Here is a 12660-nt window from a genome sequence, read left to right as displayed (position 1 = left end):
GTGGAGCCTAGGGGATTCGAACCCCTGACATCTGCCTTGCAAAGGCAGCGCTCTACCAACTGAGCTAAGGCCCCGTTCCACAAAGCGTGAACGCCGGACCGCGGCTAGCGATCCGGCGTCTGCCATGCGGGGGTGGGCCTAGGAGGACTTGAACCTCCGACCTCCAAATTATCAGTTTGGCGCTCTAACCACCTGAGCTATAGGCCCTCGTACCGAAGCGTTAATCTACCCGACGCCCTCGCCGCGGCCCAAATCGGGGACCTCCGCGGGCTCGGGGCGGGTCCCGTTTCCGGGCACGTCAGCCCCGGCGATCACTCAGGGTCACCTGCACCCCGCCGCCGGTCAGCCCGGCGGCGAGGTTGTAGATGAACACGCCGAGGGTGGTCAGGATCGCCAGCAGCAGGACGTTGAGCAGTCCCACGCCACCGCTGTAGAGGAAGATCGTCGACGGCCCGATCGCGGCCGCCGACTCGTCACCCGCGACCCCGGAGAGCAGCCCCCCGAGCCGGTCCCAGACCCCCATGCCGGAGAGCAGGAGGTAGGTGACGCCGATCGCGACCATCCACACCAGGTACAGCGCGAACATCAACCCGAGCACGGTGGTGAACGCCGACCAGGGATCGATGCGGCGCAACACGAGGACCGACTCCATCGGTCCGCGTCGCTCCGTCGGCGGCACCATGGGTGCCGCGCGACCGGCCGCCCCGCCCGAGTGGGCGGTCGCGACGCCACCGGGTAGCCCCTCGGCGCGGTGCTGGGTGGCGGCGGGGAACGACGCGGTCGCGTTCCCGTCAGCCGGGGTGGTGTCCCCGATCGGGGACTCCGTCCCGGCCGGGGTGCTGCCCGACCCGCCGAATCCCGGCGCAGGGGTGGAACCCTTCGGTGCCGGGCCGCTGTCGGGTCCGTCGGTCGGCTCGGTCATCGCCCACTACTCCTTATCGGACCCGGCGTCGAGCCGGTCGTCGTCGTCGGGCTCGTCGGCGTTGCGGGCGATCGCCAACAGCGAGTCACCCTCGGCCAGGTTCATCAGGCGCACGCCCTTGGTCTGCCGGCCCGCCTTGCGCACCTGCTTGGCGAACGTACGGATCACACCGCCACTGGAGGTGATCGCGTAGAGCTCGTCCTGCAACTCGATGATCGTCGCACCGACCAGCTTGCCGCGCTTGGGATCGAACATGAGCGTGAGCACGCCCTTGCCGCCGCGGCCCTGGGCCGTGTACTCGGCCAGCGCGGTGCGCTTGGAGTACCCGCGCTCGGTGGCCACCAGCAGGAAGAGTTGGTTCTCGTCCATCTCGGAGCGGACCACCGACATGCTCAGCAACGCGTCGCCGTCGTTGAACCGCATCCCCATCACGCCGGACGTCGCGCGGCCCATCGGGCGGAGCGTGTCGTCGTTGGCGTGGAAGCGGATCGACTGGCCCTTCTCGGAGACCAACAGCAGATCGTCCTCGGGGCCGGCGAGTGCGGCGCCGACGAGCTCGTCGCCGTCGCGGAGGTTGACGGCGATGAGGCCGCCGGAGCGCGGGGAGTCGTAGTCCTCGAGCTTGGACTTCTTGACCAGACCGTTCCGGGTGGCCAGGACCAGGTACGGCGCGTCCTGGTAGCCCTTGATCCGGATGACCCCGGCGATGCGCTCCTCCGGTTGGAATGCCAGGAGATTGGCCACGTGCTGGCCGCGGGCGGTGCGGCTGGCCTCGGGCAGCTCGTAGGCCTTGACCCGGTAGACCCGGCCCTTGGTGGTGAAGAACAGCAGCCAGTCGTGCGTGGAGGAGACGAAGAAGTGTCGGACGATGTCGTCCTGCTTGAGCTCCGCCCCACGCACACCCTTGCCGCCGCGCTTCTGGGCGCGATAGAGATCCGTGCGGGTCCGCTTGGCGTATCCGGTCTCCGTGATGGTGACGACGACGTCCTCGCGGGCGATCAGGTCCTCGTCGGTGACGTCACCGTCGGCCGGGATGATCACGGTGCGTCGGTCGTCGCCGTACTTCTCGACGATCTCGCGGAGTTCGTCGCCGACGATCGCCCGCTGCCGCTCGGGCCGGGCGAGGATGTCTTTGTAGTCGGCGATCTCGAGCTCGATGGCGGCGAGCTGGTCGACGATCTTCTGCCGCTCCAGGGCCGCGAGGCGGCGGAGCTGCATGTCGAGGATGGCCTGGGCCTGGTCGTCGTCGATGTCGAGGAGGTCCTTGAGACCCTCTCGGGCGATGTCGACGGTCTGCGACCGACGGATGAGCGCGATGACCTCGTCGAGCGCGTCGAGCGCCTTGACCAGGCCGCGCAGGATGTGGGCCCGCCTCTCGGCCTCGTCCAGCAGGTACTGGGTGCGCCGGACGATGACCTCGATCTGGTGCGTGACGTACAGACGCACCAGCTGGTGGATCGGCAGGGTACGCGGCACACCGTCGACGATCGACAGCATGTTGGCGCCGAACGACGTCTGCAGCTGTGAGTGCTTGTAGAGGTTGTTGAGCACCACCTTGGCCACGGCGTCACGCTTGAGCGTGATGACGATCCGCAGGCCCACGCGGTCGGACGACTCGTCGTCGATCTTGGAGATGCCGGCGATCTTGCCGTCGCGCAGCTGCTCGGCGATCGACAGGATCATGTTGTCCGGGTTGACCTCGTAGGGCAGCTCGGTGATCACGATGACGGTGCGGTTGCCGTCCTCCTCGATGGAGGTCTTCCCGCGCATCCGGATCGAACCGCGCCCGGTGGTGTAGGCGTCCTTGATCCCCTGGTCCCCCACGATGAACCCGTAGGTCGGGAAGTCCGGTCCCTTGATGAAACCCATGCACGCATCGAGCGCCTCGTCGTCGCTGGCGTCCGGGTTCTCCAGAACCCAGTAGACGGCTCCGGCGACCTCGCGGAGGTTGTGCGGCGGCATCTTGGTGGCCATACCCACCGCGATGCCACTGGAGCCGTTGATCAGCAGGTTGGGCACCCGGGACGGCAGGACCACCGGCTCCGAGGTCTTACCGTCGTAGTTGGGCTGGAAGTCGACCGTGTTCTTGTCGATGTCCCGCACCATCTCCATGGCGAGCGGGGTCATCTTGCACTCGGTGTAACGCATCGCGGCCGCGCCGTCGTTGCCGCGCGAACCGAAGTTGCCCTGGCCGTCGACCATCGGATAGCGCATCGCCCACGGCTGGGCCAGTCGGACCAGGGTGTCGTAGATCGCCGAGTCGCCGTGCGGGTGGTAGTTGCCCATGGTGTCGGCGACGGGCTTCGCGGACTTCACGTAACTGCGGTCGGGCCGGTAGCCGTTGTCCCACATGGCGTAGAGAATCCGGCGGTGTACGGGTTTGAGCCCGTCCCGGACGTCCGGGAGCGCACGCCCGACGATGACGCTCATCGAGTAGTCGATGTAGCTTCTCTGCATCTCCGCCTGGATATCGACCGGCTCGATGCGGTCGTGTCCCCCGGCGTCGGGCGGCAACGTCGTGTCCGTCATGGGCTCCTCTTCGGTTCCTCGTCGCGCTGGCTTCTCTCGCAGACGATGTCGCGGGCACGCGCGTGCTCTGACGGCGGCCGTACGACCCGCCCAGTCTATAGGTCCTGGGGAAACGGTCTCGAGGGCACGCCTCGGGCACCCCATTATCTCGTCACGGAGCGGGTCCTGGCTATCTCGTGACAGAGCAGGTCCTGGACCGGATGTTCCGCCACGACGTCCTGGCGCTACCGCTCCTGACTTCTCTCCTCGGCCGGCCCACCCATGTCGCTGCGGTCGTGACCCGGCGGAACCGTGTCAGGTTGGCGCAAGTCCGTGTCAGGGCGGGGTGACGCACGTAACATTTCCTCCATGTCGCGCTTCCGCAGTCAGCCCGTCCGCCGGGGTCGTCGTCGTGCGGCGGTGGCGGCGACATCGGTGTTCGCGCTCCTCAGCGTCCTTCCCGGTACCGTCGGCGCCCAACCGTCGACCCAGCCGCCCCCGAACGGTGACGACGTCCAGTTCGACCAGCCGGGGGGCTTCTACGACACGCGGGACCTCGCGCCCGACTCCCCGGGTGCGGTCCTCCGCGCGGAACCGGCCGACCTGCCGCTCGCGGTGTCCGTCCCCGGTCTGCCGCCGCTCCCCTCCCCGCTGCCGGCCGCGGCTCAGCGCGTGATCTACCAGACCCTCGACGTCGACGGTCGTCCCGTGGCCTCGTCCGGTGCGTTCTACGACTCGACCGCACCGTGGAACGGGCCCGGCCCGAGACCCACCATCGTGCTGGGGCCGGGAACCCAGGGTCAGGGCGACCCGTGCGCCCCCTCACGCACTGTCGAGACCGCAGTGGGGACCAATCCCCGATCAGGCGGGCCGGTCGTGTCCTACGAGGAGGGGTTCGCGCTCGTCCTGGCCGGCCAGGGCTTCCGGGTGATGGTCGTGGACTACATCGGCCTCGGGACGCCCGGCATCCACACCTACTCGGACCGCGTGGAACAGGCGCACGCCATGCTCGACGGCGCCCGGGCTGCGCGGACCCTCACAGGACATGAGTCGCCCCTGGTCTTCTGGGGCCACTCCCAGGGCGGCGGGGCATCAGCGGCCGCAGCCGAGCTGGCCCCGGAATACGCCCCGGAACTGGACGTCCGCGCCGCCTACGCCTCGGCTCCCCCGGCAGACCTGCTCGCGGTCCTCGACCACATCGACGGCTCCAGCCTGACGGGTGCGATCGGCTTCGCGATCAACGGGATGGTCGAGCGGTACCCCGCCATCCAGCGGGTCGTGGACCGGCACGTCAACGACACCGGCCGACGCGCCCTCGACGACCTCGCCGGCCTCTGCCTGGCCGACACCCGCGGCGCCTACGGTGGGCGCACCACCACCGAGTGGACCAACTCGGGGCTGGGTCTGGGTGAGCTGATCCGCACTGAACCCGAGGCACTCAAGGTGCTCGAGCACCAGCGGATCGGCAACCGCGCGCCGGCCGTCCCCGTGATGCTGGCCGGCGGGATCAACGACGACATCGTCCCACTGGGACAGGTCGAGCAACTGGGTCGAGAGTGGTGCCTGCAGGGCACGTCCGTGCACTTCCGGTACGAGACCACACCACTGATCCCGGGGGTCACCCACGCCGCGGCGGCGGTGACCAACTTCGGGCCCGCCCTGCAGTTCGTCAACGATCGACTGGCCGGGATCCCGGCACCGAACGATTGCGGGCACTTCTGAGCCGCAGCGACGGAATCGGCGGACCCCTCGTCGACCGGGCCGATGTCCGGGCTGGTCTACGAGGGGTCCACCGATCGGGACCGGTCAGACGTCGAGGAAGCGGACGTCCCGGGCGTTTCGGGTGATGAAGTTGCGGCGCGCGTCGACGTCCTCGCCCATGAGGATCGAGAACAGCTCGTCGGCGGCCGCGGCATCGTCGAGCGTGACCAGGCGGAGGGTGCGCACCGTCGGATCCATGGTGGTCTCCCACAGCTCCTTGGGGTTCATCTCACCGAGACCCTTGTAGCGCTGGATCCCGTCCTCCACGTTGATCTTGCGCTTCTTCTCCAGCCCGATCTTGAGCAGCTCGTCCCGCTCCCGGTCCGAGTAGGCGAAGTCAGGCTCGCCCTTGCTCCACTTGAGCTTGTACAGGGGCGGCTGCGCCAGGTAGACGTTTCCGTTCTCCACCAGCGGCTTCATAAAGCGGAAGATCAGGGTGAGCAGCAGCGTGGAGATGTGCTGACCGTCGACGTCGGCGTCGGCCATCAACACGATCTTGTGATACCGCAGCTTCTCTATGTCGAACTCTTCGTGGATTCCCGTACCCAAAGCGGTGATGATCGCCTGGACCTCGGTGTTCTTGAGGACCTTGTCGATACGGGACTTCTCGACGTTGATGATCTTTCCGCGCAGCGGCAGGATCGCCTGGAACATCGAGTCACGGCCGGACTTGGCCGAGCCGCCGGCGGAGTCGCCCTCGACGATGTACAGCTCGGACTTGGCCGGGTCCTTGGAGCGGCAGTCGGCCAGCTTTCCGGGGAGCCCGCCGATATCGGTCGCCGACTTACGGCGGACCATCTCGCGGGCCTTGCGCGCGGCGACACGGGCCTGGCTCGAGGCGATGCCCTTGTTGATGATCACCCTGGCCTCGGCAGGGTTGGCCTCGAACCAGTGACCGACGTGCTCGGATACCTGACGCTGTATGAAGCCCTTGACCTCGGTGTTGCCCAGCTTCGTCTTGGTCTGACCCTCGAACTGTGGGTCCGAGATCTTGGCCGAGATCACTGCCGCGAGACCCTCGCGGATGTCGTCCCCCGTGAGGTTGGGGTCCTTCTCCTTCAGCAGCTTCTTGTCGCGGGCGTACTTGTTGACCAACAGGGTCAACGCCGCACGGAAGCCCTCCTCGTGGGTGCCGCCCTCGTGGGTGTTGATGGTGTTGGCAAAGGTGTGGACGGACTCCGAGTAGCCGGAGTTCCACTGCATCGCGACCTCGACCTCGTGGCCCGTGCCCTTGCCCTCGAAGTAGAGGATGGTCTGGTGGATCGCGGTCTTGGACTTGTTGATCGCGGTGACGTAGTCCTTGAGGCCGTCCGGGTAGTGGAAGGTGCGCTTGCGTTCGCGGACCTTGACCGGCGCGGCGGGCTCGGTGGTCTCGACAGCGCCCTCGACGAAGGCCCTCTCCGCATCCACCGCGTGCTCGATGTCCGACCCCTCGTCGGAGCCGGGCGCCGAATCGGATCCGCGACCCTCACTGTCCGCGATCGCGTCGAGCTCCGCGGCCTGCTCCGCGCGGGAGCGCCGATCGGTCAGCGTGATGGTCAGACCCTTGTTGAGGAACGCCATCTCCTGGAGACGACGCGCCACCACGTCGAACTCGTACTCGGTGGACTCGAAGATCGACGGATCCGCCCAGAACCGGACGCGGGTGCCTGTCCCCTCCGCGGGGCCGGCGTCCACCAACTCCTTGGGAACGGCCATGTCGAAGTCCTGCTGCCACAGACGTCCGTCGCGCTTGATCTGAACCTCGACCCGCGTCGACAACGCGTTGACCACGGAGATGCCCACGCCGTGGAGACCGCCGGACACCGCGTAGGAGTCGGAGTCGAACTTGCCACCCGCGTGCAGCTGGGTCATGACGACCTGCACGGTCGGCATGCCCGACTCATGCATCTCGACGGGGATACCGCGACCGTCGTCGATCACCTCGACGCCGCCGTCCTCCAACAATGTGACCTTGACACCGGTCGCGTGGCCGGCCATGGCCTCGTCGATCGAGTTGTCCACCACCTCCCAGATCAGGTGGTGCAGACCGCGAGGGCCGGTGGAGCCGATGTACATACCCGGACGCAGCCGTACGGCCTCGAGTCCTTCGAGAACGGTGATCGACGACGCACCGTAGTCGTTCGAGCCCTTCTTGCTGGCCTTGCTCTTGGCGTCCGCCACGTGCGAACTCCTCGCGTCTCGGGGGTCTGGGACCGGCCCAGTCTACCTGCGACAACCCGCGCGCGGCCCGTGGGCTCGCCAGGACCGGTCCGATGGCCGCCCGGTGGCCCCACACCTCAGCCGTACGTGTCCCGTGGTCCCCGCCCGGACACGTGCAGCGGACCCTTTCGCCAACTGGGTTTCTCCGGCCCCTCGATCTTCAGGCGCCGGACGTGACCCGGTCCCATCGCCGCGGCGATCTTGCGGAGGATGTCGGCCGCCACGAGCCGAAGTTGGGTGGCCCAGGCGGTGCTGGAGGCCCGGACGTAGAGGACGCCCTCCTCGAGTCTCTCGGGAGTGGCGTGCGCGGACATGTCCTCGCCGACGATGCGGTCCCATTCCGCGAACAGCCGTCCGGTGGTGACCTTGTCGTCCCAGCCCCGCCTCTTGGCCACCTGGCCCACGAGTCGGCCGAGGGGTTGTGGATCCCAGGGGTCGGCACCCGAACCGGTCCAGCCACGCTTGCGGAGCCGCTTCGCGCTCCCCACCGGTCCCGTTCGTCCACGACCGACCTGTTTGCCGTCCGCGCGGGCCCGAGAACGTGCCTCCTCGAGAGCTTGCCTCGCGATGTCATAACCACGTTGCGGCTTGTCAGACGGTGTTATGGGATCCCGCCTCTGGTCGTCGGTCACGTCTCAACCTCGCTGTCCGGCACCGCGTTCCCGCCGTCGTCCATAACATCGTCGCCGATCCCGTCGCCGTCGCGACCATCGCCGCTGGAAACACCGTCGTCACGACCGGAGGTACCGCGCGACACCGTCATGCCCGAGTGACGACCCACACCCTGCCCGGTCATCACCACGTCATGACGGACCCCGCGCAACCCGTCGGGGACATCCTCACCCACCGCGGCGGTCACCAGTACCTGTTCGACACCCACCGCCGCCTCGGCCAGTGCGGCACGGCGGTGACGGTCGAGTTCGGCGAACACATCGTCCAGCAGCAGGACCGGTTCGATCCCGTCGGCACGGAACAACTCGAGTGATCCGAGGCGCAGGGCCAAGGCGAACGACCATGTCTCGCCGTGGCTCGCGAACCCCTTGGCGGGTTCGTCGCCGAGCGTCAGGAACACGTCGTCCCGGTGCGGCCCGACGAGGGACATCCCCCTGTCGATCTCGTCCTGTCGGCGTCTCCCGAGCTCCGCGAGCAGAACCGCCTCGACGAGTTCCGAGTCGGTCAGTTCGGACTCCTCCGGCGGAGCGGCGACCCGGAACCGATACGCGAGTCCCGCCGGCCGGGACTCGGGTGCCAGACCCCGATAGGCGTCCACGACGAGAGGTCGCAACTCTTCCAGCAGTCCGATCCGTCCCGCCACGATCCGCGCCCCGAGTTGAGCGAGGCGGCCGTCCCACACATCGAGCGTGTCCAGGGCCGCCCCCGCGTCTCCTCCCCTGCCGCGCCGGAGCGCACCGGAGGCGGACTTGAGCAACGCCGATCGCTGGCGGAGAACCGACGAGTACTCGGCGAGGTCTCCCCCATGTGCGGGTCGGCGTTGGACCAGGAGTTCATCGAGGAGTCTGCGCCGCTCGGCCGGCTCCCCCCGGACCAGTGCGAGGTCCTCGGGTGCGAAGAGCACGGACTGGACCACTCCGAGGATGTCGCCGAGTCGGCGGCAGGGCGAGGTGTTGAGCCGCGCCCGATTGGCCTTACCCGAGTTGAGAGCCAGTTCCACGGTGAGTTCGCGACCCGCGTTGTGCGCGAGCGCCGCGATCAACGCCGTCTCGGTGCCCGAGCGGATCATCGGTGCCTCTGTGGCGACCCGGTGGGACCTCAGCGTCGAGAGCACACCGACGGCTTCGAGGACGTTGGTCTTCCCGTGTCCGTTGCGCCCCACCAAAGTGGTGACCCCGGGCTCCAGCTCCAGCTCGAGCAGTGGCCAGGATCGGAAATCCAGGAGCCTCAGGTGACGCAGGTGCATGCCGGACGGCTTCGGGGGATCAGGATCAGCCCGGCAGGCGGACCGGCATGAGCAGGTAGGTGTGGTTCGAGTCGACGGGAGCGATGGCACCGTCGGCGTCCGCGGAGGGCAGCGTCTCGGGGGCCGGACGCAGGACCGCTGGTCGGCTGGCCTGCGTGAACCCGAACGCCACGCGGGCCGAGTGCATGCTTCCCAGGCCGTCCAGCAGATAGCCCGGGTTGAACGCGATGGTCAACGGTTCTCCGAGGAACTCCACCGGGAGGGTCTCCGAGGCCTGGGCCGCGTCGTCGCCGCCCGCGGAGAGCGCCAACTCGCCCTCGGAGAAGGTCATCCGGACCTGGACCCCCCGGTCTGCGACCAGCGCGACACGCTTGATGGCCTGCACCAGCGAGTCGACCTGTACGAGGGCCATCGACGTGTGCTGGGTGGGCAGGAGCTGGCGAACCTTGGGGAACTCGGCGTCGAGGAGACGCGTCGTGGTGCGCTGCCCGGAGACGAGAACGCCCATGATGCCGTCCGCCCCCACCTCGGCGCCCGCGCCCAGGCTCAGGTCGACGCGCCCGCCCTGGCCCGCCGACCGGGTCACCTCGGAGAGAGTCTTGGCCGGGATGAGAACCTCGACCGCCACGTCCTCGCGAGCGGGCTCCCATTCGAGATCCCGGATGGCCAGACGGAACCGGTCGGTGGCGATGAGCGTGACGCGGGGGCCCTCGATCTCCATCCGGATGCCGGTGAGCATCGGGAGCGTGTCGTCCTTGCCGGCCGCCACCGCGACCTGGGCCACTGCCTCGGAGAACGCGTCGACCGCGGCCGATCCGGTGACCCCGGGCATGGCGGGCAGTTGCGGATAGTCCTCGACGGGCATGGTCGGCAGGGTGAACTTGGCGGTGCCGCAGTTGATGTACATCTTCTGGGCGCTGACCGTGACCTCGACCGGGCGGTCCGGGAGAGCGCGAGCGATGTCGGCCAACAACCGACCGGACACCAGGGTGCTCCCGGGTTCGGAGACCTCGGCCGGGACGGAGACCTGGGCGGAGGTCTCGTAGTCGAAACCGGAGATCGTCAGACCAGAATCCGCCTCGAGGAGTACCCCGCCGAGAATCGGAACCGACGGTCGTGAGGGCAGGGTGCGCGCCACCCAGGCCACCGAATCGGCGAAGTCCTCGCGGGTGACGCGGAACGTCGGATCCGTGATCTCCATCGGTGACCTCTTTCAAACGGGGCGGATACCGGGAGCCGGTATCTGGACGGTTGGTCTGTTCGCAGCGGTTGCAGCGGATTTTCCTGGCGTCCGACGGGGTCCGCCGGATCATCTCCATGAGAGTAACCGCTCCCACCGACAGCGGACACACGGACTCCTGTAACCCGGTCAAGCAGGCTCGCCGTTCCACATACCTACTTCTTACAAGAACTCTATAGAGAGATAAGCAGTAGTAGTAGGTCCTGTGAAATTGTTAGCCGAGGGCTGTTCTTGCAGTTCACAGCACAATTCCGGTGTGGACGGATTCGGCTCATCCTGTGATTTGCCCGGTGCGTCGGTGGAATCACAGATTTCGGTCCACCGTCTGTCCACCGTCGGTCCACAGAAACCCACAGAGTTGTCCACAGGTGTGAAGGGTGTGGCACGAGGTGTGAGGGGGGTCACATTTGCGTTGCGGAGGGCTTCCGCGGACGCGTTCGAGAAGCGCTGGATACGTGTCGGGAAGATGCCGCCCGGATTCGGACGCAGCCGGCGGACGAGCGGACGCAGAGACCGTCGCGGAAGGGCGGTGACGGAGGACGGCGACAGGAGCCGTCGCCGAAGGACTGCCACGGAAGGACTGCCGGAGCAGACCGTCAGAGTGAACGCGAGCGTTCCTTGATCCGGGCGGTGAGCTCCTGGATCTGGTCGTACATGCGCCGGTCGTCCTTGATCTCCTTGAGGATCTTGCGCTGGGCGTACATGACCGTGGTGTGGTCCTTGCCGCCGAAGGTGACCCCGATCTTGGGAAGGGAGAGATCGGTGAGCTCACGGCACAGGTACATGGCGATCTGACGGGCGCGGGAGAGCGACCTGGTCTTGGACGTGCCGCAGAGCTCGTCGATGCTGGTCGAGAAGAACTCCGCGGTGACCGCCATGATGGTGGCCGCCGAGATCTGGAGGGAGTCGTCGTCGGAGACCACGTCGCGGAGTACGACCTCCGCCAACGGCACGTCGATCTCGTGTCCGTTGAGGGAGGCGAACGCGACCACCCTGATCAGCGCACCCTCGAGCTCCCGGATGTTGCGCTGCACTCGAGTGGCGATGAGCTCGAGGACGTCGCGGGGAACCACGTAGTTCTCCGACTTGGCCTTCTTGTCGATGATCGCGATTCGCGTCTCGAGTTCGGGCGGTTGGATGTCCGTGATCAGACCCCACTCGAAGCGGGTACGCAGTCTGTCCTCGAGTGGTTGGAGCTGCTTGGGGGGCCGGTCGGACGAGATGACGATCTGCTTCTGGGCGTTGTGGATCGTGTTGAAGGTGTGGAAGAACTCCTCCTGCACCTGCTCCTTGCCGATGAGGAACTGGATGTCATCCACCAGCAGGATGTCCGCCTCGCGGTACCGCTTCTTGAACATGTTCTGGCGGCCGTCGCGGACGGAGTTGATGAAGTCGTTGGTGAACTCCTCGGTCGAGACGTACTTGACCTTCTGTTCGGAGTACATGCGCAGGGAGTAGTGCCCGATCGCGTGGAGCAGGTGCGTCTTCCCGAGGCCTGACTCGCCCCAGATGAACAGGGGGTTGTAGGCACGCGCGGGAGCTTCGGCGACGGCCAGTGCCGCGGCGCGGGCGAACCGGTTGGAGTTGCCCTGGACAAACGCACTGAACGTGTAGCGCTCGTTGAGTCCCGGAGCCGTGGCCGCCGACAGGGCTTCATCACGATCACTGCCGTGCAGCAGTCGTTCCGCGGCGATCTGCTCTTCGGTCATCCGGACCGGTCGTGACGTTGCCGGCGGGTGTGCCGCGTCCGGTTCGGGTCGGTGGATCTCGTCGACATCGATGCGCGGATCGTCGTCGTCGTTGTGGTGGTGGCGACCCGCGAGGGAGGTGTCCACCTTGACGGCCAAGTCGACCGGCTCGCCGAGCTGGCTACTGAGCGCCCGGGTGATCGGGCCCCGCAGGACCGACTCGATGTTGTCGCGGGCGAACGCCGACGGTGCGGCGAGCATCGCGAACCCGTTGACCACGGCGATGGGCTGCACGAGGCGGAGCCAGGCCTGCTGCTGCCGGGACAGGGCCGGGTTGTCGTCGCTGGCCAGCGACGGGTCGGTCAGCTTGTCGAGTACCGCACTCCACACGTGTTCGAGGTCAGGAGACACGGTGGGCGGT

The 12660-nt window shown here is 67.4% G+C and carries 8 protein-coding genes and 2 tRNA genes; 1 reads left to right on the top strand and 9 read right to left on the bottom strand.

Annotated features, from left to right (window positions below):
- Nucleotide 1: 1 nt before the first annotated feature.
- The 4 genes from A6048_RS00050 to gyrA form a co-directional block, all read right to left on the bottom strand.
- Nucleotides 2-74: transfer RNA gene (locus A6048_RS00050), tRNA-Ala, on the bottom strand.
- Nucleotides 75-133: 59 nt separating this feature from the next.
- A tRNA-Ile gene (locus A6048_RS00045) sits at nucleotides 134-207 on the bottom strand.
- A 91-nt stretch (nucleotides 208-298) separates the two neighbouring features.
- A complete protein-coding gene (locus A6048_RS00040; protein WP_107747178.1) occupies nucleotides 299-922 on the bottom strand; it encodes a DUF3566 domain-containing protein in 624 nt (207 codons plus the stop codon).
- A gap of 6 nt (nucleotides 923-928) precedes the next feature.
- Nucleotides 929-3451 (bottom strand): DNA gyrase subunit A, encoded by a 2523-nt coding sequence (gene gyrA / locus A6048_RS00035; protein ID WP_107747177.1) that lies wholly within the window; start codon nucleotides 3449-3451, stop codon nucleotides 929-931.
- A gap of 348 nt (nucleotides 3452-3799) precedes the next feature.
- Here gyrA and A6048_RS00030 point away from each other — a divergent pair, with 348 nt between their 5' ends.
- Nucleotides 3800-5152: a lipase family protein gene (locus A6048_RS00030; RefSeq protein WP_107747176.1), complete on the top strand. Its 1353-nt coding sequence runs from the start codon at nucleotides 3800-3802 to the stop codon at nucleotides 5150-5152.
- Between the two features lie 84 nt (nucleotides 5153-5236).
- Here the strand turns inward: A6048_RS00030 and gyrB are convergent, their stop codons facing one another.
- From gyrB to dnaA, 5 genes are all read right to left on the bottom strand, one after another.
- A complete protein-coding gene (gyrB, locus tag A6048_RS00025; RefSeq protein ID WP_107747175.1) occupies nucleotides 5237-7354 on the bottom strand; it encodes a DNA topoisomerase (ATP-hydrolyzing) subunit B in 2118 nt (705 codons plus the stop codon).
- Between the two features lie 116 nt (nucleotides 7355-7470).
- Entirely contained in the window at nucleotides 7471-8025 is a 555-nt protein-coding gene (locus A6048_RS00020; RefSeq protein WP_200837338.1) for a DciA family protein, read from the bottom strand.
- Nucleotides 8022-9311, bottom strand: a complete 1290-nt coding sequence (gene recF, locus A6048_RS00015) for a DNA replication/repair protein RecF (protein WP_235027424.1) — start codon at nucleotides 9309-9311, stop codon at nucleotides 8022-8024. Before recF ends, A6048_RS00020 begins: the two co-directional genes overlap by 4 nt.
- Nucleotides 9312-9336: 25 nt before the next feature.
- Nucleotides 9337-10512, bottom strand: coding sequence for a DNA polymerase III subunit beta (gene dnaN, locus A6048_RS00010; RefSeq protein ID WP_107747174.1), 1176 nt, complete (start codon nucleotides 10510-10512; stop codon nucleotides 9337-9339).
- A 635-nt stretch (nucleotides 10513-11147) separates the two neighbouring features.
- Nucleotides 11148-12650, bottom strand: coding sequence for a chromosomal replication initiator protein DnaA (gene dnaA, locus A6048_RS00005; protein ID WP_107747173.1), 1503 nt, complete (start codon nucleotides 12648-12650; stop codon nucleotides 11148-11150).
- Nucleotides 12651-12660 lie beyond the last annotated feature (10 nt).

The sequence above is a fragment of the Dietzia psychralcaliphila genome (assembly GCF_003096095.1).
Lineage (GTDB): Bacteria > Actinomycetota > Actinomycetes > Mycobacteriales > Mycobacteriaceae > Dietzia > Dietzia psychralcaliphila.
Note: the sequence above shows the minus strand (reverse complement) of the source record. Positions and strands in the feature narration are given on the sequence as shown.